At 76.3% G+C, this 21,610-nt stretch carries 23 protein-coding genes; 14 read left to right on the forward strand and 9 right to left on the reverse strand.

Translation table 11 applies throughout. The features are described 5' to 3' along the window. On the reverse strand, positions 1 to 1,047 hold a 1,047-nt coding region (locus tag WAB14_RS17735; RefSeq protein WP_340271674.1), incomplete at its 3' end, for a hypothetical protein. Between the two features lie 62 nt (positions 1,048 to 1,109). Here WAB14_RS17735 and WAB14_RS17740 point away from each other — a divergent pair. Further along, positions 1,110 to 2,513, forward strand: a complete 1,404-nt coding sequence (locus WAB14_RS17740) for a S8 family peptidase (protein WP_340271675.1) — start codon at positions 1,110 to 1,112, stop codon at positions 2,511 to 2,513. Positions 2,514 to 2,531: 18 nt separating this feature from the next. On the opposite strand, the gene WAB14_RS17745 is transcribed toward WAB14_RS17740, so the two are convergent. Together WAB14_RS17745 and WAB14_RS17750 are read right to left on the reverse strand one after the other, a co-directional pair. Continuing rightward, complete coding sequence (locus WAB14_RS17745) at positions 2,532 to 3,986, reverse strand: NAD(P)/FAD-dependent oxidoreductase (RefSeq protein WP_340271676.1); 1,455 nt, start codon at positions 3,984 to 3,986, stop codon at positions 2,532 to 2,534. A gap of 4 nt (positions 3,987 to 3,990) precedes the next feature. Beyond that, positions 3,991 to 5,442: an MFS transporter gene (locus WAB14_RS17750; protein WP_340271677.1), complete on the reverse strand. Its 1,452-nt coding sequence runs from the start codon at positions 5,440 to 5,442 to the stop codon at positions 3,991 to 3,993. A 109-nt stretch (positions 5,443 to 5,551) separates the two neighbouring features. Here WAB14_RS17750 and WAB14_RS17755 point away from each other — a divergent pair, with 109 nt between their 5' ends. Continuing rightward, positions 5,552 to 6,433 carry a formate/nitrite transporter family protein gene (locus WAB14_RS17755; protein ID WP_340271678.1) on the forward strand — a complete coding sequence of 294 codons (882 nt, stop codon included), beginning with the start codon at positions 5,552 to 5,554 and terminating at the stop codon, positions 6,431 to 6,433. A gap of 3 nt (positions 6,434 to 6,436) precedes the next feature. Here the strand turns inward: WAB14_RS17755 and WAB14_RS17760 are convergent, their stop codons facing one another. Then, positions 6,437 to 6,805 carry an FKBP-type peptidyl-prolyl cis-trans isomerase gene (locus WAB14_RS17760; RefSeq protein WP_340271679.1) on the reverse strand — a complete coding sequence of 123 codons (369 nt, stop codon included), beginning with the start codon at positions 6,803 to 6,805 and terminating at the stop codon, positions 6,437 to 6,439. A gap of 31 nt (positions 6,806 to 6,836) precedes the next feature. On the opposite strand from WAB14_RS17760, the gene WAB14_RS17765 reads away from it, so the two are divergent. Together WAB14_RS17765 and WAB14_RS17770 are read left to right on the forward strand one after the other, a co-directional pair. Next, a complete protein-coding gene (locus WAB14_RS17765) occupies positions 6,837 to 7,256 on the forward strand; it encodes an arsenate-mycothiol transferase ArsC (protein ID WP_340271680.1) in 420 nt (139 codons plus the stop codon). A 96-nt stretch (positions 7,257 to 7,352) separates the two neighbouring features. Continuing rightward, positions 7,353 to 8,843, forward strand: a complete 1,491-nt coding sequence (locus tag WAB14_RS17770) for a SulP family inorganic anion transporter (RefSeq protein ID WP_340271681.1) — start codon at positions 7,353 to 7,355, stop codon at positions 8,841 to 8,843. A 6-nt stretch (positions 8,844 to 8,849) separates the two neighbouring features. On the opposite strand, the gene WAB14_RS17775 is transcribed toward WAB14_RS17770, so the two are convergent. Then, entirely contained in the window at positions 8,850 to 9,533 is a 684-nt protein-coding gene (locus tag WAB14_RS17775; protein ID WP_340271682.1) for a YegS/Rv2252/BmrU family lipid kinase, read from the reverse strand. A 306-nt stretch (positions 9,534 to 9,839) separates the two neighbouring features. Then, entirely contained in the window at positions 9,840 to 11,168 is a 1,329-nt protein-coding gene (locus WAB14_RS17780; RefSeq protein ID WP_340271683.1) for an FAD-dependent oxidoreductase, read from the reverse strand. A 124-nt stretch (positions 11,169 to 11,292) separates the two neighbouring features. Here WAB14_RS17780 and WAB14_RS17785 point away from each other — a divergent pair, with 124 nt between their 5' ends. The 9 genes from WAB14_RS17785 to WAB14_RS17825 all read left to right on the forward strand — a co-directional run bounded on the left by WAB14_RS17785 (position 11,293) and on the right by WAB14_RS17825 (position 20,001). Next, positions 11,293 to 12,309, forward strand: coding sequence for an ABC transporter substrate-binding protein (locus WAB14_RS17785; RefSeq protein WP_340271684.1), 1,017 nt, complete (start codon positions 11,293 to 11,295; stop codon positions 12,307 to 12,309). Continuing rightward, the gene (locus WAB14_RS17790; RefSeq protein ID WP_340271685.1) at positions 12,309 to 13,193 is read left to right on the forward strand and encodes an ABC transporter permease; all 885 of its coding nucleotides are present in this window, start codon (positions 12,309 to 12,311) and stop codon (positions 13,191 to 13,193) included. The genes WAB14_RS17785 and WAB14_RS17790 overlap by 1 nt, the downstream gene beginning before the upstream one ends. Beyond that, entirely contained in the window at positions 13,190 to 13,957 is a 768-nt protein-coding gene (locus WAB14_RS17795) for an ABC transporter ATP-binding protein (RefSeq protein WP_340271686.1), read from the forward strand. Before WAB14_RS17790 ends, WAB14_RS17795 begins: the two co-directional genes overlap by 4 nt. Then, positions 13,950 to 15,605, forward strand: a complete 1,656-nt coding sequence (locus WAB14_RS17800; RefSeq protein WP_340271687.1) for a class I adenylate-forming enzyme family protein — start codon at positions 13,950 to 13,952, stop codon at positions 15,603 to 15,605. Before WAB14_RS17795 ends, WAB14_RS17800 begins: the two co-directional genes overlap by 8 nt. Before the next feature lie 25 nt (positions 15,606 to 15,630). Beyond that, on the forward strand, positions 15,631 to 16,632 hold the full coding sequence (locus tag WAB14_RS17805) for a magnesium and cobalt transport protein CorA (protein ID WP_340271688.1): 1,002 nt from the start codon (positions 15,631 to 15,633) through the stop codon (positions 16,630 to 16,632). Between the two features lie 81 nt (positions 16,633 to 16,713). Further along, positions 16,714 to 17,577 carry a L,D-transpeptidase family protein gene (locus WAB14_RS17810; protein ID WP_340271689.1) on the forward strand — a complete coding sequence of 288 codons (864 nt, stop codon included), beginning with the start codon at positions 16,714 to 16,716 and terminating at the stop codon, positions 17,575 to 17,577. A 19-nt stretch (positions 17,578 to 17,596) separates the two neighbouring features. After that, complete coding sequence (locus WAB14_RS17815; RefSeq protein ID WP_340271690.1) at positions 17,597 to 18,439, forward strand: DUF72 domain-containing protein; 843 nt, start codon at positions 17,597 to 17,599, stop codon at positions 18,437 to 18,439. A gap of 24 nt (positions 18,440 to 18,463) precedes the next feature. Next, complete coding sequence (locus WAB14_RS17820) at positions 18,464 to 19,312, forward strand: ZIP family metal transporter (protein WP_340271691.1); 849 nt, start codon at positions 18,464 to 18,466, stop codon at positions 19,310 to 19,312. A gap of 206 nt (positions 19,313 to 19,518) precedes the next feature. Continuing rightward, complete coding sequence (locus WAB14_RS17825) at positions 19,519 to 20,001, forward strand: HIT family protein (RefSeq protein WP_340271692.1); 483 nt, start codon at positions 19,519 to 19,521, stop codon at positions 19,999 to 20,001. Here WAB14_RS17825 and WAB14_RS17830 read toward each other — a convergent pair. Genes WAB14_RS17830 through WAB14_RS17840 form a run of 3 tightly spaced genes read right to left on the reverse strand, consistent with a single transcriptional unit; the run spans position 19,976 to position 21,162 of the window. Next, positions 19,976 to 20,311 carry a YnfA family protein gene (locus WAB14_RS17830; RefSeq protein ID WP_340271693.1) on the reverse strand — a complete coding sequence of 112 codons (336 nt, stop codon included), beginning with the start codon at positions 20,309 to 20,311 and terminating at the stop codon, positions 19,976 to 19,978. The genes WAB14_RS17825 and WAB14_RS17830 overlap by 26 nt on opposite strands. Positions 20,312 to 20,335: 24 nt before the next feature. After that, positions 20,336 to 20,899, reverse strand: a complete 564-nt coding sequence (locus WAB14_RS17835) for a mycothiol transferase (RefSeq protein ID WP_340271694.1) — start codon at positions 20,897 to 20,899, stop codon at positions 20,336 to 20,338. Next, complete coding sequence (locus WAB14_RS17840) at positions 20,896 to 21,162, reverse strand: PGPGW domain-containing protein (RefSeq protein ID WP_340271695.1); 267 nt, start codon at positions 21,160 to 21,162, stop codon at positions 20,896 to 20,898. The genes WAB14_RS17835 and WAB14_RS17840 overlap by 4 nt, the downstream gene beginning before the upstream one ends. 85 nt (positions 21,163 to 21,247) lie before the next feature. Between WAB14_RS17840 and WAB14_RS17845 the strand changes: the two genes are divergently transcribed. Then, on the forward strand, positions 21,248 to 21,607 hold the full coding sequence (locus WAB14_RS17845) for a TFIIB-type zinc ribbon-containing protein (RefSeq protein WP_340271696.1): 360 nt from the start codon (positions 21,248 to 21,250) through the stop codon (positions 21,605 to 21,607). Positions 21,608 to 21,610: the final 3 nt, after the last annotated feature.

A 21,610-nucleotide genomic window follows, 5' to 3' on the forward strand; every position in this document is an offset into this window, starting at 1 on the left:
GGCCCGCAGCGCGACGACCCGGTCGCGCGCTCCGGCGGTCCCCGCCGCGAGCCGCGCGCGCACCGCGACGACGTCGGCGCGGGCCACCCAGTCCGGACGGCGCTGGTCGCGCAGCTCGGCGACCGTGTCACGCGCGACGGCCTCGGCGGCCGTGGCCCGGCCGGTGGCGAGCGCGAGCCGGGCGAGCCGGAGCCGCGCCTCGGCTGCGAGCAGCGGCACCTCGGCCGCCTCGAGCGCCGCGACGGCGGCGCGGGCGCGCTCGTAGGCCTCCGGGAGCAGGCGGAGGTCGGCGAGGGCGTCGGCGTGCTCGGCGTACAGCTCCCCGAGGGGCATGCCCGCCTTCTCCCACAGCCGCGCCGCCTCGTCGAAGCGGCCGACCCCTTCGGCGAGCCGGCCCGCCTGGACCGTCGCCCACGCGCGGCTCGCGGCGACCGAGGCGACGTAGGCGTCGCCCACGTGGACCGCCGCACGGGACGCCCGCTCCAGCCACGCGACGGCGGAGGCGTGCCGGCCCAGCCTCGACTGGACGAGGCCGAGGTTGTTCGCCGCGCGGGTGCGGACGACCGGGGCGAGGTCGGGTCGCCGCAGGAGCGCCGTGTAGCGGGCGCTCGCCTCGTGGAGCCGCCCGGCGTTGTGCGCGAGAGCGGCACGCTGGAGGTCGACCTCCGCGGCCGCCGGGGTGCCGTGACCCCGCAGGAGGGCTGCGGCGCGGTCGAGGTCGCGTGCCGCGGCGCGGGTGCGGCCCTGCTCGTGGCGGAGCGCGCCCCGTGCGGCCAGCGCCTCACCCTGCGCCTCGTCGAGCCGGGCGCGACCGGCGAGCCGGACGGCCTCGTCGAGCAGCGGCGCCGCCCGGCGCAGGTCGAGCACCCCGCGGTGGCACTCGGCGAGGGCACGCAGCGCCTGCACGACGGCGTCGTCGTCGTGGGCGGCCCGCGCCTGCGCGAGGAGGGCCTGAGCCGCCCCGCACGTGCCGACGGGGTCGCCGCGCGCGGCGTCGGCGAGCCGTTGTCCGCGTATCAGCAGCGTGTCCGCTGCGTCCTCCACCATGGCGCCGCCCTCCGACGGTGAGGAAGGGTAGTGCCGCCACGCGCCCGCCGAGGAGGAGTCCCATGACCGAGCAGCCCCCTGACCGCGGTGCCCCGCCGCGCGGCCGAGCGGCGACGGCCGCCCACCAGCGGGAGGCCCTCAGCGGTCTCCGGGCCGGTGCCGCCGACCGGCGCCGGTTCCTCCGCGAGCTCGTCGAGCGCCGTGGCGGGGACGCCGCCGGGCAGGGTGTGGCGGGGCCGGGAGCGGCCCGCCCGGGGGTCGCCGGGGCACCCGCCCGTGGCCCGGGCGTCGCCCTGCGCGAGCTGCCGGACCGTGAGGTGCTCGTCGTCGAGCAGCAGCTCCTCGCGCGCACCGGCGACCTCACCGCCGCAGCCCGCCGCCTCGTGGACGACGCGGGCTGGACCGGGACCGAGGTGGCGGCGCTCGACCGGCGGGTGACGAGCCTGCGGGCAGGGTCCGGACGGGCGGTGGACGCCGAGCGGCTGCGCGGCGACCTCGCCGACCTCGACCCTCCCGTGCGCGTCTCGCTCGCCTACCTCACCCCGACCCGCCCGGTGATGAAGTCGACGGTCACCCCCGACCTGCCCGCGCCCGGGGAGCCGCTGCCCAGCCCGCCCACGGCACCCGAGGCCGGTCCGGGCGAGCCGGTCCGCGTCGTCGTCGTCGACACCGGCCTGGCGGTGACCGCGCGCACCGACGGGTGGCTCGAGGGGCTGCAGGAGCCCGGCAACACCGACCCGCTCGACGTGTTCCCGCGACCCAACGGGCGCCTCGACCTGTCCGCGGGCCACGGGACGTTCGTCGCCGGCCTCGTCGCGCAGCACGCGCCCGGCGTGCCCGTGACGGTGGTGCGCGCGGTCGACAGCGACGGTCTCGCCGACGAGGTCGAGGTCGCGGGGAAGGTCGTCGCCGCGGTCCAGGAGCACCTCGCGCCCGGCGGCCGGCTCGTCGTCAACCTCTCCCTCGGGACCGAGACCCTCGACGACGAGCCGCCGGTCGCGCTCGCCGTCGCGCTGGAGCTGGTGCGGGAGCTCGAGCGCAGCCGCGAGGCGGAGGTGCTCCTCGTCGCGGCCGCTGGCAACGACGGCAGCACCACGCGCTGCTGGCCGGCGGCGTTCGCCGCGACGGACGGGGGTGTCGTGGCGGTGGCGGGGCTCGGAAGCGACGGCCGACCGGCGGCGTGGTCGACGCACGGGGAGTGGGTGACGTGCTCCGCGCCCGGCGAGGCGGTGCTGTCGACGTTCGTCGAGGGCGCCGAGGACCCCGCCTTCGACCCGCAGTGGCAGGAGTTCCCCGCCGACGCGTGGGCCTACTGGACGGGCACGTCCTTCGCCGCGCCCCAGGTCGCCGCGCGGGTGGCCGCCGCCGCTCGGGCGAGCGGCGGCTCGCTCGCCGACGCCCTCGCCGGCCTGCTCGACGGGACGCCGCGCGAACCCGGGTTCGGGGCGCTGCTCGGCGACGCCTGACGGGGAGGGACACCCGGCTCAGGAGTCGAAGCCGAGCCCGGCGGCGTCCAGGCCCCGCAGCCACAGGTTGCGGCGGCCCTCGCGGTGGTCGGCGCGGTCCAGCGACCACCGCGTGAGGTGGATGCCGAGGCTCGCGAGCGGCTCCGGCGGGAACGGCAGGGGCCGCTCCCGCACGAGCCGCAGCCGCGTGCGCTCGGTGTCGAGACCGGCGAGCTGGTCGAGGACGACGTCGGCGGTGAAGCGCGTCGCGCCGACCCCGAGGCCGGTGAACCCGGCGGCGTAGCCGACCCGGCCCTGCCGGGCGGTTCCGGTGAACGCGCAGAAGCGGGTGCAGGTGTCGATGGCGCCCGCCCAGCGGTGCGTGACACGAACCCCCTCCAGCTGGGGGAACGTCGTGAGGAGGTGGGAGGCCAGCCGGCGGTAGGACGCGTCGCGGTCCTCGTGGGCCGCCCGCACGCGACCGCCGTAGCGGTACACGGCGTCGTAGCCACCGAACAGCAGCCGGTCGTCGGCGCTCAGGCGGTAGTAGTGGAACTGGTTCGCGGAGTCCCCCACCCCCTGCCGACCCGCCCAGCCCAGGCTCGCCCGCCGGGCGGCGTCGAGCGGCTCGGTCATGAGGACGTAGTCGTAGACCGGGACCGTCATGAGCCGGTTGCGCCGCAGCAGGGACGGGAACGCGTTCGTCGCGAGCACGGCCTGCGCCGCGTGGACCGCGCCGGTGTCGGTGCGGGCCACCACCCCGCCGCCGGGGTGCCGGCCGGGGGTCTCGAGCGAGCGGACCACGGAGCGCTCGTGGACCTCGACACCGAGGTCCGCCGCCGCCCGGGCGAGGCCGACCGCGAGCCGGGCCGGGTGGACGAGCGCGCAGCCGCGCTCGTCGAGCAGCCCCGCCTCGTACGTCGGTGAGCGGACGAGTGCCCGGGTGGCGTCCCGGTCGAGGAAGCGGGCGCCCGGATCGGCCGCCGCCGCCTCGCGCAGCCACCCGACCTGGTGCGCCTCGGTGGCGACGTCGAGCTCGCCCGTGCGCTCCCACTGCGCGTCGACCCCGAGCTCGGCGAGCTCCTCCCCCATGTCGTCGAGGTTGGCGAGCCCCAGCCGCTCGAGCGTGTCGTACTCCTCCGGCCAGCGGGTACGCCCGTTCTCCGCGCCGTGGGTGAGGCTCGCGGCGCAGAAGCCGCCGTTGCGCCCGGACGCCGCCCACCCCACCGTGCCGCCCTCGAGCAGCACGACCCGCCGGCCGGGGTCCCGCCGCCGCGCCCGCACCGCCGTCCACAGTCCGGCGTAGCCGCCCCCGACGACGACGAGGTCCGCTCGGGTGGTGCCCCGCAGGGGCTCGTGGTGCGGGGCGTCGGCGACGTCGTCGAGCCACGCGGGGGCGAGCCGGGACCCGGCCAGGGTCGTCCCGACCAGCCGGGGGTCGGGCGCGTGCCGCTCGAAGACGGTGGTGCCGGGTCGCGGCGCAGGCGTGAGCACGGGCCTAGCGTGCCCCAGCCGTCGCCGGCTCCTCGTGCTCCTCGGCGGACCGGCGACGCAGGTCCGCACGCCGGTCGACGACGGCGACGACGAGGGCGCAGCAGACGACGACCACGGCCCCGCCGAGGGCCGCGGCGACGGCGCGGGTGGGCTCGCTCCCGCCGTCGGGTCCGCCCCACACGACGTAGAAGAGCCCGGGCAGGAGCGCCGTGCCGATGGCGCCCCCGACCCGCTGCCCGGTCTGGAGGGTGCCGCTCGCGACGCCGCCCGCCTCGACGGGCACGTTCGCGAGCGTCATCGTCGTGTTGGGCGAGATGACGAACCCGCCGCCGAGCCCGGCGAGCAGCAGCCCCGGCGCCGCCCACCACACGGCCTGCTCGGGGGGCGCGAGGACGAGCAGCCCCGCGGTGGCGGCGAAGCCGGCGACGACGCCGAGGAGGCCGACGACGGTGAGGAGGCGACCGAAGCGGCCGACGAGCCGTCCCGCCACGACCGCCATCACCGCCGACCCGACGGAGAACGGGGTGACGGCGAGTCCGGACTCCAGCGGTGACAGACCCAGACCGGTCTGGAAGAAGATCGCGAGCACGAGGAACACGCCGCTGAAGCCGGCGAAGTAGACGGAGATGAGGCCGACCCCGGCCGCGTAGCCGGGGGTCCGTCGCGCCAGGCGCGGGTCGAGCAGCGGGGCCCCGCCGACCCGGACGACGCGCTGCTCCCACTGGACGAACGCCGCGCCCAGGGCGAGCGCCAGGGGGAAGAGCCACCACAGCCGACGGAGACCACCGGCCTCGGCGGTGACGAGGGGCAGCAGCACCGCGAGCGTCGCGGCCCCGAGCAGGAGGGTGCCGACCGGGTCGAGGCGCAGGTCGCCGCCGCCCCGGTCGCGCGGCACGAGGCGCAGCGCGAGGAGCAGCGCGACGAGCCCGACGGGCACGTTCACCCAGAAGATCCAGCGCCAGCCGTCCTCGCCCGTGGCGACGGACAGGATCCCGCCGCCGATGACGGGGCCGAGGGCGGTCGCGAGACCGACGGTCCCCCCGAAGAGCCCGAAGGCCCGCCCGCGCTCGGCGCGGTCGAACAGCTGCTGGATGAGCCCGGTGTTCTGCGGGGTGAGCGCCCCGCCCGCGACGCCCTGGAGGAGCCGGGCGGCGACGAGCCACTCGATGCTCGGGGCGAGACCGGCGAGGGTGCTGCACGCGACGAAGCCGGCGAGCGCGGCGACGAACATCCGTCGCCGTCCCCACGCGTCGCCGAGGCGGCCGCCGACGACGAGGGTGAGGGCGAAGGTCAGCGTGTAGCCGGACACGACCCACTGGACCTCGGGGGCGGTCGCGTCGAGGTCGCTCTGCAGCGACGGGAGCGCGACCGCGACGATGGTGACGTCGAGGAGCACCATGAACCCGGCCGCGAGGGTGACCGCGAGAGCACGCCAGCGGCCGGGGTCGGGGGTCACGCCTCAGCCTGCGAGGCGGTCGCCGGGCCCGCAACCGCACCGTGGCGTCGCCCACCTCGGGCACCGCGCCCGGCTGTCGCGGCGCGCGCCGTCGTGATGGGCTGCGGCGATGGCGACGGACGAATCGGACGACCGGCCCCGCGTCGAGGGCTCCGAACGGCCGGCGGAGCGGGAGGACGACGCCGCGACGACCGAGGAGAAGGACGTCGCCCTCGACCGCGTCATCCTCGAGGGCCGCCCCCGGCTCCACCGCTCGTCGGCGGACCTGCTCGCGACGGGCGTCGTCGCGGGGCTCGAGATCGGGATGGGCGTGCTCGCCCTCCTCGTCGTCGAGGAGGCGACCGGCAGCCGGCTCCTCGGGGCGCTCGCCTTCTCCGTCGGCTTCATCGCCCTCCGTCTCGGCAACAGCGAGCTGTTCACGGAGGGCTTCCACACCCCGGTGATGGTGGTCCTCGCACGGGAGGCGACGACGTGGCAGCTGCTGCGGCTGTGGGCCGGCACCCTGGTCGGCAACCTCGCCGGGGGCTGGGTCGTCGCGTGGCTCGTCGCCGTCGCCCTGCCGGACCTCCACGAGCTGGCGGGCGAGACGGCGCGGGAGTTCACGCAGGCGCCGCTCGACCTGCGGACCTTCGCGCTCGCCGTCCTCGCGGGGGCCGCCATCACGCTGCTCACCCGGATGCAGAACGGGACGGAGGACGACGTCGCCCGCATCGTCGCGGCCGTGGCGGTGGCCCTCGTGATCGTCGGCCCCGGCCTGCACCACTCGATCCTCGACTCGCTCCTCGTCTTCGTCGCCCTGCACGCCGGCGAGGCCGGTGCGGGCTACGCCGACTGGCTGCCGTGGTTCGGCTTCGCGGTCCTCGGCAACCTCGTCGGCGGTCTCCTGCTCACCACCCTGCTGCGGGTGGTGCGCAGCCAGGAGCGGCTGCTCCAGTGGCGGCACGCCGGCACGGGCGGGCCCCGCGCCCGGGGCAGCAGGACCGGTCGGTGACCCTCAGCGGACGTCGACGAGGTCGCAGACGAAGACGAGGGTCTCCCCGGGCGCGATGACCCCGCCCGCGCCCCGGTCGCCGTAGGCGAGGTGCGGGGGGATGACGAGCTGTCGACGCCCCCCGACCCGCATGCCGGTGATGCCCCGGTCCCAGCCGCTGATCACCTGGCCGGCGCCGAGGCGGAAGGCGAGCGGCTCGCCCCGGTTGTACGACGCGTCGAACTCCTCGCCCGTGGAGTGGGCGACCCCGACGTAGTGGACGAGGACCGTCGACCCGGCCGTCGCCTCGCTGCCCTCGCCCACCGCGAGGTCGGTGACGACGAGGTCGCTCGGGGGCTGCGGGTCGACGAAGTCGATGTCGGGCTTCTCCATGCCACCGACCCTCTCACGTACGCTCGGGCCCGTGGCCTCCAGCGGCGACCGCCCGTCCGTGCTCTACGCCTGCGTGCACAACGGGGGCCGCTCGCTCGCGGCGACCGTGCTGACGCGGCACCTCGCCGGCGACGCGGTCGAGGTCCGCTCCGCGGGCTCCGAGCCCGGCGACTCCCTCAACCCCGTCGTCGTCGAGGTCCTCCACGAGCGGGGCCTGTCGACGGAGGGCGAGCACCCGTCCCTCCTCACGCGCGACGGCGTGGCCGCCGCCGACGTCGTCGTGACGATGGGCTGCGGCGAGCAGTGCCCCTTCGTCCCGGGCACGCGCTACCTCGACTGGGAGCTCGACGACCCGAAGGGCCAGGACCTCGACACGGTCCGCCGCATCGTCCACGAGGTGGAGGCCCACGTCCGCGGGCTGCTCGACGAGCTGGGCGTCCGCGCCGCCTGACGCCAGGCCGGTACCCTCGGCGCCGGTCCCTGTGCGAGCCGACGTCGTCCCGCGCGCCACCTCGGCGTCACCGGCGCCGGAACGAGACGAGCCCGCATGCCCCTCCGCACCTCGACCGCGCTGCGCCCTGCCCGCCCGGCGTGGCTGTCCCCGCGCGTCCTGCGCACCGAGGTCCTGGCGGGGCTCGTCGTCGCGCTCGCGCTCATCCCCGAGGCGATCTCGTTCAGCATCATCGCCGGCGTCGACCCGCGCGTCGGGCTGTTCGCGTCCTTCACGATGGCCGTGACGATCGCCGTCGTCGGCGGCCGCCCGGCCATGATCTCCGCGGCGACCGGGGCCATCGCGCTCGTCCTCGCGCCCGTCTCACGCGAGCACGGGGTCGAGTACCTCGTCGCGGCCGTCCTGCTCGGCGGCGTGCTCCAGGTCGTGCTGGGCGCGCTCGGCGTGGCCCGCCTCATGCGCTTCATCCCCCGCAGCGTCATGGTCGGGTTCGTCAACAGCCTCGCGATCCTCATCGCGCTCGCGCAGGTCCCGCACCTCGTCGGCGTGCCGTGGCTCGTCTACCCCCTCGTCGGGGCCGGCCTGGTCGTCATCTTCGGGTTGCCGCGCCTCACGACCGCCGTGCCGGCGCCGCTCGTCGCGATCGTCCTGCTCACGGTCCTCACCGTCACCGCCGCGGTCACCGTCCCGCGGGTCGGCGACATGGGCGAGCTGCCGAGCACGCTGCCCGTCCTCGGGCTGCCCGCGGTCCCCTTCACCGTCGAGACACTCGCGATCATCGCGCCGTACGCGGTGGGCGTCGCCCTCGTCGGGCTCATCGAGTCGCTGCTGACGGCGAAGCTCGTCGACGACCTCACCGACACCGGGTCCGACAAGACCCGCGAGTCGTGGGGTCAGGGCGTGGCGAACGTCGTGACCGGGCTGTTCGGCGGCATGGGCGGCTGCGCGATGATCGGGCAGACCATCATCAACGTGCGCAGCGGGGCGCGGACCCGGCTGTCGACGTTCCTCGCCGGGGTGTTCCTGCTCGTGCTCGTCGTCGCCCTCGGCGACCTCGTGGGGCTCATCCCGATGGCGGCGCTCGTCGCCGTCATGATCCTCGTGAGCGTCTCGACGTTCGACTGGCACAGCGTCGCGCCCGCGACCCTGCGACGGATGCCGAGGAGCGAGACCGCGGTCATGCTGACGACGGTCGTCGTCGTGGTCGCCACCCACAACCTCGCCTACGGCGTCGGGGCGGGCGTCCTGCTCGCGATGGTGCTGTTCGCGCGGCGGGTCGCGCACCTCGTCGAGGTGACGGGGGTCGTCGACCCCGACGGCCGCCAGGTCGTGTACTCGGTGCACGGGCAGCTGTTCTTCGCCTCGAGCAACGACCTCGTCCACCAGTTCGACTACGCGGGCGACCCCGACGACGTCGTCGTCGACCTGTCCGCCGCGCAGGTGTGGGACGCGTCGTCCGTCGCCGCGCTCGACGCCGTCTGCACGAAGTACGCCCGGCGCGGCAAGCGCGTGAGGCTCACGGGCCTCGACGCGCGGAGCGCCCGCATGCACGGCCGGCTCGCGGGGCAGCTGAGCGGCGCGCACTGACGCACCTCACGGGGCGGTGCGGGTGCCGTCCCACCGGGCGGCCGTCGTGCCGGCCGGCACGAGCACGTGGACGGCGTTGCGGTCGACCGTGAACTCCGCCGGGGTGCGGCCGACCACCTCCCCGTCGAGGTTGAGCGGCGTGGCGGGGTCCGTCGTGAGGCGGACCGCGCGCGCCGTCACGTGCTCGACGGCCCGGTGCGCGACGAAGCTGCCGTCCCGCAGGGCCCGCGCGATCCGGACGTGCTCGCGGACCGGGGCCGCGCGGATCGCGTAGACGTCGAGCAGGCCGTCGTCGATCCCGGCCGTCGGGGACGCCGTCGCACCGCCCCCGTGGTGACGGCCGTTCGCCACGGCGACCTGGAGCAGGTCGTCCCACCGCAGGGTCGCCCCGCCGCCGTCGAGCTCGAGCGTCGCGGTGAACGGCGTGTGGTGCCGGTACGCGCGCAGCAGCGCCACGCCGTAGGCGGCCGGGCCCAGGCGCCGCTTGAGGCCCGGGTCGAGGGCCTCGGTCACCCCGACCGACAGCCCGGCGGAGGCGACGTTGACGAAGCCGCGGCCACCCGCCCTGCCGAGGTCGACGTCGACGACGTGACCGCGCGCGACGACCTCGCACGCGGCGTCGAGCCGGGTCGGCAGGTGCAGCGTGCGGGCCAGGTCGTTCGCGGTGCCGAGCGGGAGCAGGCCGAGCACGGTCGCCGGTGGGCGAGCAGGCCGGCCGCACACGACAGGGACCCGTCGCCGCCACCGACGACGACGACGTCGGGGTCCGTGGCGAGGACCGCCGCGAGACGGCTCTCGAGCGCGTCGCCGGAGCCGACGGAGTGCTCGGCCGTCACGACGACGCCGTGGCGACGCAGCGCCTCGCTCGCGCGGGCGAGGCCGCCGCTGCCGCGCCGGGCGCCCTCGTTGACGACGAGCGCGACCGCGCGCGCGTCCCGGGTCCCCTGCACGTGGCGCAGCATCCCCGACCAGCCTGGGTGCCCGCTGTGCGGGTGCTCAGCGACCGAGGAGCCGGTCGGTGGCCTCCCGCCACACCCACGACCACGACGGGTAGGCGTGGTGGGGGCTCGTGCCGCCGAGGCCCTCGGCCCCGGCCACCCACTCGGGCACCGTGAGCCCGAGCCGGCCCACGAGGGCCGCCTCCGCGACGAGCTCCCCGGCGCGGGGGCCGACGAGCAGCGCCCCCCGCAGCCGGAGGTCGGCGTCCGCCCACACCTCGACCCACCCGGTGGGCCGGCGACCACCGACCCCCGCGAGCAGGGCGCGGTCGACGCGGGACAGCGGGACGCGGGCGTGGCGCGGCCCGTCGAGGTCGCCGACCGCGGCGACCTCCGGGTCGGTCCACACCACGCGGGGCGCCCACCTCACGGCACCGGCCTCCGGCACGGACACCCCGAGCAGGGTCGCGGCCGCGCGCCGGCCGTGCGCGGCGGCGACGTGCGTCGTCGGCTGCAGGCCGGTGACGTCGCCGGCCGCCAGCAGGCCGGGGACGCTCGTCCGCAGGGCGTCGTCGACGGCGACCGCGCCGTCGTCCCGCACGAGCAGCGTGGCGCCCTCCGGGTGTCCGACGTCCTCGAGCGGCGGGACGACCGGGCGACGACCCGTCGCGAGCAGGACGAGGGCGTCCGCGGGCACCGACGGGGTGACCGCGGCCGTCCGCACGTCCACCCCGTCGGCCGTCAGCACCCGGCCGAGCGCCTCGCCCACCGCAGGGGGCAGTCCGGGGAGCACCCACTCGGCCCGCTCGTGCAGCGTGACGGCGAGGCCGAGCCGTCCGAGGGCCTGGGCGAGCTCGACGCCGCCGGGCCCGGCGCCGACGACGGCCACGGCCGCCCGCTCGCCGCTCGTGTGCAGGTGCGCGTCGAGGGCGTCGAGCCAGCCGTCGGTCGTCGTCGAGCGCACCCCGCCGGGCACCCACGCCGGCGCCGCGACCGGCCGGGACCCGGTGGCGAGGACGACACCGCGTCCCGGCCGCCACCGCCGGTCGGTCCCGACGACCTCCGGCACCGCGCCGCCTGTGCGGAGCACGACGCGGTCGCGGACGACCTCGACGCCGGCCGCGCCCAGCACGGTGGGCGACTCGAGCCGGGCGACGCGCTCGACGCAGGCGCGGGCGTGCGCGACGGCGTCGCCCGCCCCGAGTCCTGCGGCGGCGGCCTCGAGCAGCGCCTTGGACGGCACGCAGCCGTGCCACGTGCAGTCCCCGCCGAGCGGGCCGGCCGCCACGAGGACCACCGACAGGCCCCCGGCGCGCGCCGTCGTCGCGGCCGCCAGACCGGCCGCGCCGCCCCCGACGACGACGACGTCCGGCTCCGTCCCTGCCACACCCCGGATCCTGCCGTGCGGGTGGCACGACCGGGGTCCCGGCATCCGCCGGGTGCCGCCGTGCCGTACCCCGGTCGTGAGGACTCATCCCGTCCGAGCGGGCCGACTGTGGTCGGATACCCGCGTGTCGCCGTCCCCGACCCACCTGCCCTCCCGCCGCCACGCCCTCGCGCTCCTCGGGGCCGGGGCCGGCGCCGGCCTCCTCGCCGCGTGCGGGGGGAGCGACGCCGGGTCCGCGCCGACCGCGGCCCCGGCCGCGGGGGCCCCGGCCTTCGACGGCGAGACGATCCGCGTCGCGACGTTCACCAACAACCACGCGGCCGCGCCGTTGTTCTGGCCCGACCACGCCCCCGAGGGTCTGACGGTCGTCGTGCAGACGCTCGGCAGCGGCACCGACATGAACGTCGCCCTCGAGAACGGCGACCTCGACTTCGCGCTGTTCGGGCTCGTCAACGGCTTCATCCAGGCCGAGGAGGGCATCGGCTCGCGGATCGTCGCCATGGGCGCCGAGAAGGGCGCCGGGCTCGTCGTGCCGGCCGACTTCGACGGCGAGGACGTGACGGCGCTCGCCGGACGTCGCATCGGCTGGCAGGGACCGGCGTTCCAGTACCTGCTGCTCCTGGAGCTGCTCGAGGACGCCGGGCTCGACCCCGACCGTGACGTCGAGCTCGTCGCCGTCGACTGGAACGACATGCCGGCGGCCCTCGCCGGTGGCGACGTCGACGCGTACATGGGCACGGAGCCGAACCCGTCGCGCTCGGTCGCCGACGGGACCGGCCGCCGGCTCGTCGACCCCTACTCGACGCCGGCGGGGTCGCTCAACAGCGCGATCTGGGCGTCCCGGACCGTGCTCGACCGGCCCGACCTGCTGCGCGCCGCCTCCGCCATGCAGGTGGCCGCGGCCGAGCAGCTGTCGCCGGGCGGGGAGAACGACGCCGAGCAGTGGCGGGCGCTCACCGTCGACGGCTTCGGCTACGACGAGGCCGTGTACGAGGCGCTGCTCCCCAACGTCGGTGCGGTCGGCCGCTTCGACGACACGTGGCGCGGGCAGGCGCTCGCGCAGGCGGAGCGGATGGTGGCGCTCGGGCTGCTGCAGCAGGTGCCGGGCGACGACGTTTTCCGCCTCGACGAGCAGGTGTGATGGTCGACCCCGACACCGACGCGCTCGCCGGGCTCGCGGCGCCTGCGAGGGCTCCCGAGCGGCACCCCGTCCCGCGCCGTCGCCGGCGGCCCGTCGTCACCCGCGTGGTGCTCGGGGCCGTCGTGCCCGTCACCCTGGTCGCGCTCTGGCAGGCGCTCGGCAGCATCGGGGCACTGCGGACGTTCGTGCCCACCCCGTTCGAGGTGGCGGTCGCGTTCGCCGCGTTCCTCGACCCGACCGCCACCGGACCGGCCCTGCCGGGGACGGTCGGCTTCGCCGGGCAGGGGCTCGCGCACGTCGGCGCGAGCGTGCAGCTGCTGCTGTCCGCCTACGTGGTCGCCGTCGCGATCGGCGTGCCCGCCGGCGCGGCCCTCGCCCTGTCGCCCCTGTTCCGCTCGCTCACCGACCCGATGGTCCAGGGCCTGCGCGCCATCCCGATCTTCGCGTGGCTGCCGCTCGCCATCGTGTGGTTCGGGCTCGGGCCCGCCCCGGCACGCTTCCTCGTCGTCGTCGGGGCGGTGTTCCCGATCCTCGTGGCGACCGCGGACGCCGTCGCCCGGGTGCCGCGCGCGTGGGTGGAGACCGCCCGCATGCTCGGCACCCCGCGCCGGCAGCTCCTCCGCCGCGTCTACCTGCCCGCCGCCCTCCCGGGGATCGTCGTCGGCTGCCGGCTCGGGGTCTCGCTGGGGTGGATGAGCGTCATCGTCGGGGAGTTCGTCTCCACGAGCACCCTCGGCATCGGCGTGATGATGGACAGCGCCCGCATGACGGGGCGGCTCGACCAGGTCGTCGTCGGCATGGTGTGCTTCGCCGTCCTCGGCCTGCTGAGCGACACCGTGCTGCGCGTCGCGAGCGCGCGCTGGACCCGCTGGGCGCGCACGTGACCGGTGACAGGCCGGGAGCCGTCGTCGAGGTGCAGCGGCTGAGCGTCGCGTACGACGACCTGCTCGTCGTCGACGACGTGTCCTTCTCCGCCGCCCCCGGCGAGGTCCTCGCCGTGCTCGGCCCCTCCGGCTGCGGGAAGACGACCCTCCTGCGGACGCTCGCGGGGCTCGTCACCCGCGAGAACGCGTCGGTCCGGGGCGAGGTGCGGGTCGACGGCGAGCGCGTGACGGGTCCCTCGGCGTCGCGGGGGATCGTCGCGCAGCGCGCGGACCTGTTCGGCTGGCTCGGCGTGCGCGACAACATCGCGTGGGGGCCGCGCGCCGCCGGGCGGCGCGACGCCCTCGAGGTCGCCGACCGGCTCGTCGCCGAGACGGGCCTCCAGGGCTTCGCCCGCACCCTGCCCGCGCACCTGTCCGGCGGCATGCGGCAGCGGGCGGCGCTCGCCCAGGTCCTCGCGAACGAGCCGCCCGTCCTCCTGCTCGACGAGCCCTTCGCCGCCCTCGACGCCCAGACCCGGCTCCGGCTGCAGGAGTGGCTCCGCGAGCTGCTGCGCCGGCGTCGCCCGACCGTCGTCCTCGTCACCCACGACGTCGACGAGGCCCTCCTCCTCGGCGACCGGCTCGTCCTCCTCACGTCCCGGCCCACGACGGTGGCGGAGACGCTGCCGGTCGAGCTCGGCGACATGCGGGGCCGCTCGACGATGACGGACCCGACGTTCGTCGCGCTCAAGCAGCGGGTGCTCCAGCAGGTCATGGATGCCTGAGGCTGCTCCCGCGTACGACCGGGACGCCGTCGAGGTCGTCCGGGAGCCCTGGTGCGGCGGTGACGTCCTGTCGTACCGGCCGCGGCCGCGGGACGTGCTCGACGTCCTCGACCACGCCGTCCGGCACCGCCCGGACGCCGTCGCCTTGGTCGACGCCCGCGACGGTCGCTCACGGACGGCCCGGCAGCTGGCCGCGGACGTCGTCGCGACGGCCGAGGAGTGGACGGCCGCCGGCCTCGAGCCCGGGGACGGCGTCGGGATCGCCGCCGCCAACGGCGGCGACCACCTCGTCGCCCTGCTCGCGTGCGCGGCGACCGGCGCGGTGGCCGTCGGGCTGTCCCCGCGCCTCGCGGTCGGTCAGTGGCGTTACCAGCTCGCCCACTCCCGCTGCCGCTGGCTGCTCCACGAGCCGCACGACGACGAGCACGCGGCCCTCGCCCGCGCGGCCGTCGACGGCGTGCCCGGGGTGCGGCGCATCCCGTCGCTGGCGTCCACGGGCTCGCCGGCGACCGACGACTGGGAGCGGTTCCAGGCGACCCGCACGCCCGCCGCCCCCGACCAGCCCTACCAGGTCGTCTACACCTCCGGCAGCACCGGCCGACCGAAGGCGAGCCAGGTCGTCCACCGGGCGTCCGTCCACTCCGGCATCGCCTACGACCGCCTGCTCCGGCTTCGGCCCGGGGACTCCTCCGGGGTGCTGTTCTCCCTCGGCTACATCAGCGCGGTGCACGCCCACGTGCTGCCGGCGCTGCTGTCGGGCGCGCGGCTCGTCATGCTGCCGACGGGGTCGCCGCGCACGTGGGTCGAGCAGCTCGCCCGCTTCGACGTGACGTGGGCGTACGCGGTCCCGTCGTGGTGGTCCCTCGCGCTGCGCGAGCCCGGTCTGTCCGGTGCCGGGCTGCCCCGGCTGCGGCTCGCGGGCGCAGGCGGCTCGCCGTTCCCCGACCGGCTGCGCGACGCCCTCGCGGCGCGGCTGCCGGACGCCGAGCTGCTCAACGTCTACGGGCTCAGCGAGACCCACTCCCCCGCGACGGTCCTGCGCGGGCGGGAGCTGTGGGAGCACCCCGGCGCCGCGGGGCGGCCGCTGGAGGTCGTGGAGGTCGAGGTCCGCGACCCCGACGCACCGGGCGGCGCGGCCCTGCCGGACGGGACGCCCGGGGAGGTGTGGCTGCGGTCCTCGCTCGTCACGACCGGCTACGCCGGGGACCCGGCGGCGAGCGCGGCCGCGGTGCGGGCCGGGGCGTTCCGCACCGGGGACGTGGGCGTGCTCCACCGCGACGGCTCCGGAGGGGTGCTCACGCTGCTGGACCGCGTGAAGGACCTCGTCAACCGGGCCGGGGTCAAGGTGTACTCCGCCGAGGTCGAGCGGGTGCTCGCGGAGCACCCGGGGATCGCGGACGCGGCGTGCGTCGCGGTGCCGGACCCCCGGGCGGGGGAGACCGTCGCCGTCGTGCTCGTCGCGAGCGGGCCGGGCCCGCACCCGACCGACCCGGAGGTGCGGGCGTGGGTGCGGGAGCGGCTCGGGACCAGCGCGGTGCCGTCCGTCCTCCGCCGGGTCGAGGCCCTCCCCCGGGGCGGGACCGGGAAGACGGACAAGCCGGCGCTGCGGCGGCTGCTCGCCGCGGAGGGCGCGCCGCCGCCCGGCTGACCCACCGGCGGCCTAGCGTGACGCCGTGGCAGTCGTCGACAACGCGGTCTACGTCGCCGGCCGCCGGGTCGCGGCACCGGAGGGCCTCGAGGAGACGTACCGGGTCATGCGCGAGCGGGACGGCCTCGGCTGGATCGGGCTGTACCGCCCGGAGCACGCGGAGGTCGAGTCGCTGTCGGAGCACTTCGACCTGCACGCGCTCGCCGTCGAGGACACCGTGACCGCCCACCAGCGGCCGAAGCTCGAGCGGTACGGTCACGTGCTCTTCACCGTCCTGCGCCCCGCGCGCTACCTCGAGGCGGAGGAGCGGGTGGAGTTCGGCGAGCTCCACGTCTTCACCGGGCCCGACTTCGTCGTCACCGTCCGGCACGCGGAGTCCCCCGACCTGTCGCGGGTCCGGGCCCGGTTGGAGGACGAGGCCGGCGAGGGCCTGCTCCGCCTCGGGGCGGAGGCGGTCCTCTACGCGGTCCTCGACGAGGTCGTCGACGAGTACGAGCCGGTCGTCGACGGCCTCGAGAACGACATCGACGAGATCGAGGACCAGGTGTTCGCCGGCGACCCCGAGGTCTCCCGCCGGGTCTACGAGCTGCTGCGTGAGGTCGTGGCGTTCCAGCGCGCCACGCACCCGCTGCCCGCGATGCTCGACTCCCTGCGCGACGGGTTCGACCGCTACGGCGTCGACGAGGAGCTGCGCCGGCACCTGCGCGACGTCGAGGACCACGTCGTGCGGGTCGTCGAGCGGGTCGACGCCTTCCGTGCCCTCCTCCACAGCATCCTGACGGTGAACGCGACCCTCGTCGCCCAGCGGCAGAACGAGGCGAGCCTCCGGCAGAGCGAGGAGGTGAAGAAGATCTCGGCGTGGGCGGCGATCCTCTTCGCGCCGACACTCGTGGGCACCGTCTACGGCATGAACTTCCGCGTCATGCCGGAGCTGGGCTGGCGCCTGGGGTATCCCTTCGCGCTGCTGCTGATGCTCGGGGTGTGCGTCGGGCTGTACGCCGTCTTCAAGCGGCGCCGCTGGCTCTAGGGGCGTCACGGACCGTTGCGATCCGGTAACGGGTGTCGCGCCCGTTGGACCGGAGGTGCCCGTATCGGGCTCCATGGGGACGTGCGTCCCGCCCCGACCCTCCGCTCCGCGGCCGTCCTCACGGCGGCCGCGCTCGGCCTCAGCGGCTGCAGCGTCGGGTGGGCCGGGACCACGGAGGCGGCGACGCCCGCTGCGCCTGTCACGACCGTCGCCGACACGGAGTCGACGCCCACCCCCTCGGCCCCCGAGCCGACGCCCGAGCCCACCCCCGAGCCCACCCCCGAGCCCACCCCCGAGCCCACCCCCGAGCCCACCCCCTCGGCCACGCCGGACGTCACGCCCGAACCGAGCCCGTCGACCGCCACGAGCGAGCCCGTCGACGACGGCGTCGTGCGCCCCGGGGACTCCGGCGACGACGTCCTCGCCGCGCAACAGCGGTTCGCGGACCTCGGCTACTGGCTCGGCGAGGTCGACGGCTCGTACGGCCCGCTCACCACCCAGGCCGTCCTCGCCCTGCAGAAGGCCGCGGGCCTGCAGCGCGACGGCGTGCTCGGGCCCCGCACCCAGGCCGCGCTCGCGGCGGGCACCCGGCCGCAGGCGCGAGGCGGTGACGGCGTCGAGATCGACCTCGACCGGCAGCTGCTCCTCGTCGTGCGCGGCGGGCGGGTCGAGCTCGCCCTCAACACGTCCACGGGCACCGGGGGCCGCTGGCCCACCCCGACGGGTCGCTACGCGGTCGAGCGCGCGATCGACGGCATGCGCGAGGCACCCCTCGGTGACCTGTGGCGGCCGCGGTACTTCAACCGCGGCATCGCCGTGCACGGGTCTCCCAGCATCCCCGCGTACCCGGCTTCGCACGGCTGCGCCCGGGTGTCGTTCGCGGCGATGGACATGCTGTGGGCGCGCGACCTCATGCCGATCGGCTCCTCGGTCCACGTGTACTGACGCCCGGCAGGAGCGGCTGGTGGCGATCGCGCGGGTCGGGATCTCCGGCTGGACGTACCCGCCGTGGCGCGGGGTCTTCTACCCGCCGGGCCTGCCGCAGAAGCGCGAGCTCGCCTACGCCGCGGAGCGGCTGGCGACCGTCGAGCTCAACGGCTCCTTCTACTCGCTGCAGCGTCCGGAGAGCTACCGGTCGTGGGCGGCGGCGACCCCGGACGACTTCGTCTTCGCGGTCAAGGGTGGCCGGTTCATCACCCACATGAAGCGGCTCGCGGACGTGCGCGTGCCGCTCGCGAACTTCGTCGCCAGCGGCGTCCTCGCGCTCGGGCACCGGCTCGGCCCGGTGCTGTGGCAGCTGCCTCCGACGCTCGCCTTCGACGCCGGCCTCCTCCACGACTTCCTCCGTCTGCTGCCCCGCTCGACGGGCGCCGCGGCCGCGCTCGCCCGCGAGCACGACGCACGGCTCGAGGGCCGCGCGGAGACGACGACCGACGCCGACCGCCCGCTGTGCCACGCGCTGGAGGTACGGCACGAGTCCTTCCGCGACCCGGCGTTCCTCGCGCTGGCCGAGCGCCACGGTGTCGCCGTCGTCGTCGCCGACACCGCCGGTCGCTGGCCGCTCATCGACGAGGCGACCGCCGGCTTCGCCTACGCCCGCCTGCACGGTGAGACCGAGCTCTACACGAGCGGCTACGACGACGAGGCCCTCGACCGCTGGGAGGCCCGGGTGGGTCGGTGGCTCACCGACGGCCGCGACGCCTTCGTGTACTTCGACAACGACGTCAAGGTCCGGGCGCCGTTCGACGCGCTCGCCCTCGCGGGACGTCTCGCTCGAGTCGTGGGCTCGCGAGAAGAGGAGCTGTGATCTGCCCGTCCCTAGGGTCGTGGCGTGCTCACCGCGCTCGTCTTCGGCGTGCTGGGGTCGAGCGCGCTCGTCGTCGGCGGCGCGCTCGGCGCCTACTGGGACGCGCCGCGCCGCCTGACCGGGGTCTTCCTCGCCTTCGCCAGCGGCACCCTCATCTCGGCGCTGGCGTTCGAGCTGTTCCCCGAGGCCGTCGAGCTCGGCGGCATCCTCGCCGCTGCCGGCGGACTCGTCGCCGGCGCCACCGTGTTCGTCGTCGTCAACACGTGGCTCGACGCCGCCACGCTCGAGCGGAGCGGGACGCCCGAGGAGCTGCCCGGCGCGGACGCGCTCGACGAGGACGTCACCGACGAGCTCGCGCCGGCCACCGCCGACCAGCGGGAGAAGGTGGAGGAGCTCGCTGAGCGGAGCGACCCGCACGGCGCGGGGCCCGGTGTCGGCGCCGGCGTCGGCCTGGCCCTCCTCGCCGCGGTCACGCTCGACGGGGTCCCGGAGAACCTCGCCCTCGGCGTGTCGCTCGTCGGCGGCGAGGGCGCCGCCGGCGGCGTCGCGCTCCTCGTCGCCATCGTCGCGTCGAACCTGCCGGAGGCGCTCGTCGGGGGCATCGCGATGCGTCGAGGCGGCCGGGGACCGGTCTTCGTCATCGGCATCTGGTCGCTCGCCGCGGCCGCACTCACGGTCGCGGTGGTCCTCGGGTACGGGCTGCTGTCCGGGGCCGACCCGCTCGTGCTCGCGCTCGCGCTCTCCTTCGCCGGCGGGGCCGTCCTCGCCTCGCTCGCCGACACGCTGATGCCGGAGGCGTTCGAGCACGGCAAGCCCCTCAACGCGTTCGCGACGGCCGCGGGGTTCCTCGTGTCGTTCGTGCTCGCGGGCTGACGCGACGTCGCGCGTCGCGCGTCGCGCCCGAGCCGTGGTCGTTCACGCGTGCCCGACCTCGGGGGAGGGGATGGCGTCAGGTCGATGCGACGTGAGCAGTCGCGACGGAAGCCGCTCACGTCGCATCGACGGACCCACCACCCCCTCGGAGACCGTTCACGCGTGAACGAGGTGCCGCGGGACGCGGTCGGCGGCACGCTGCCGTCGTGGCCGAGCGACGGAGCCGTCAGCAGCACACCCCGCGCGGGAGCACCGGTCCGTGCGTGTTCTGCCGGATCGTGGCCGGCGAGCTGCCCGCCCACGAGGTGCTCCGCACCGACGCCCTCGTCGCGTTCCTCGACAGCCACCCGCTGTTCCCCGGTCACGTCCTCCTCGTGCCCACCGTGCACGTGCAGACCCACGACGCGCTGCCGCTCGACCTCGCGCTCGACTGGCTCGACGCCTCCCAGCGGCTCCAGCGCGCCGTCGAGCAGGCGACGGGCGCCGACGGCGCGCTGCTCCTCGTCAACAACGTCGTGAGCCAGTCTGTCCCCCACGTCCACCAGCACGTGATCCCCCGGCGTCGCGGTGACGGCCTCCGGTTCTGGCTGGGACCGCGGCGGCCGTACGCCGACGACGCGCGGGCGGCCGCGACCGCGACCGCGGCAGCGATCCGGGCGGCGCTCAGCCCGCCCGCGGGGCGTACATGATGACGGCCACGCCGACGAGGCAGAGGGCCGCGCCGACGAGGTCGAAGCGGTCGGGGCGGAAGCCGTCGACGACGACGCCCCACGCGAGCGACCCGGCGACGAACACGCCGCCGTACGCCGCGAGGACGCGTCCGAAGTTCGCGTCCGGCTGGAGCGTGGCGACCACGCCGTACAGCCCCAGCGCGACGAACCCGAGACCGACGAAGAGGAGTCCTCGCTCCTCGCGCAGCCCCTGCCACACGAGCCACGCCCCGCCGATCTCGAACAGCGCGGCGAGGGCGAACAGTGCGACGGACTGCAGGACCGGCATGTCGGTGATCCTGCCGCGTCGCGGCTACCAGGCGACCCGCCAGTCGGGCGGGGGGTCCTCCCCGACCCGCCCGTCGACGGCCTCGCGGAGCAGGTCGGCGTGCCCCGTGTGCCGGCCGTACTCCTCGAGCAGGTCGAAGAGGAGCCGGCGGAGGCTCACGGTGAGCTCGGGGCGACCGAGGTGGACGCGCTGGTCGAGGCCGTCGTCGGCGAGCGCCGCGGCGAAGCGCTCGCGCGAGCGGACGACCGCGTCGTCGTACCAGCGGTAGAGCTGCTCGGGCTCGTCACCCGCGGCGCTGGTGAAGGAGGAGTCGTGGGCGCCCTCCTCGAACGGCTCCCCGGGACGCTGACCGGCCAGGCGCCACGTCGAGATCTCCTCCTCGACGACCGCGAGGTGCTTGAGCAGCCCGCCGAGGGTGAGCGCGGAGGCACCGACACGGACCGCCAGCCCCACGGCGTCGAGCCCGTCGGCCTTCCAGCGGAAGGTCGCGCGCTGCCGGTCGAGCGCACCGAGCAGGTGCGCGGCCTCCTCACCGGCCAGCGGCGGCTCCCACGGCGGGTCGGATGCGGCCGTCGTCTGCTCGCTCACCGCGCCCGGCGCCTCTCGCGTGCCCGCCGGGCCCGGCGCACCGCGTCCTCCGCGACGCGCCGGAGCCGTCGGCTGGCACGTCGTGCGCCTTCGAACTCCGTCGCGAGGATCGCGAGCCCGCCGAGCACGATGAGGGTCCCCGGCCCCGGCAGGGGCATGAGGACGATCCCGACCAGGACGACGAGCCCGCCGAGGACGCCGACCAGGACGCGGTAGACCCGGTCGGTGTGACGGCTTCGGCGGATGGCCTCGCGGACGCTCACGGGCACGAGAGTAGGTCGCCGACGGCCGGGACGACCTCCGGCTGACCCCCGGGAACGGGTCGGGCCCGCCCGCCGTTGCCCGGGCATGGAGCTCACCTGCCCCAAGTGCCACGGGACCATGCGGACGTACGAGCGGAACGGGGTCCACGTCGACCAGTGCACGGAGTGCCGCGGCATCTTCCTCGACCGCGGGGAGCTGGAGCGGCTCATGGACGCCGAGTCGACCTACTACGGACAGGGGACGCCGCAGTCCTCCGCGGCCCCGGCGCACAGGGGCGGGTCCCCCGGCTCGTCGCAGAGCTCCCAGTCGTCGCTCGGCGGGCTGGTCGGCGAGGTCCTGCAGCAGGTCAAGGCGCAGCAGGGCGGTGGCCACCGCCAGCAGCACGGTCAGCAGCCGTACCGGAAGAAGTCGAAGTCGTCGTTCCTCGGCGAGATCTTCGGCTGACCC

Origin of the sequence: Aquipuribacter nitratireducens, assembly GCF_037860835.1 — a bacterium.
Classification (GTDB): Bacteria; Actinomycetota; Actinomycetes; order Actinomycetales; family JBBAYJ01; genus Aquipuribacter; species Aquipuribacter nitratireducens.

Excerpts from the sequence above, each read along its gene's own strand:
- WAB14_RS17790 (WP_340271685.1), top strand. The coding sequence starts at position 12,309 with ATGGTCGACCCCGACACCGACGCGCTCGCCGGGCTCGCGGCGCCTGCG.
- WAB14_RS17845 (WP_340271696.1), top strand. The coding sequence starts at position 21,248 with ATGGAGCTCACCTGCCCCAAGTGCCACGGGACCATGCGGACGTACGAG.
- WAB14_RS17755 (WP_340271678.1), top strand. The coding sequence starts at position 5,552 with ATGGCGACGGACGAATCGGACGACCGGCCCCGCGTCGAGGGCTCCGAA.
- WAB14_RS17760 (WP_340271679.1), bottom strand. The coding sequence starts at position 6,805 with ATGGAGAAGCCCGACATCGACTTCGTCGACCCGCAGCCCCCGAGCGAC.
- WAB14_RS17770 (WP_340271681.1), top strand. The coding sequence starts at position 7,353 with ATGCCCCTCCGCACCTCGACCGCGCTGCGCCCTGCCCGCCCGGCGTGG.
- WAB14_RS17800 (WP_340271687.1), top strand. The coding sequence starts at position 13,950 with ATGCCTGAGGCTGCTCCCGCGTACGACCGGGACGCCGTCGAGGTCGTC.
- WAB14_RS17830 (WP_340271693.1), bottom strand. The coding sequence starts at position 20,311 with ATGCCGGTCCTGCAGTCCGTCGCACTGTTCGCCCTCGCCGCGCTGTTC.
- WAB14_RS17740 (WP_340271675.1), top strand. The coding sequence starts at position 1,110 with ATGACCGAGCAGCCCCCTGACCGCGGTGCCCCGCCGCGCGGCCGAGCG.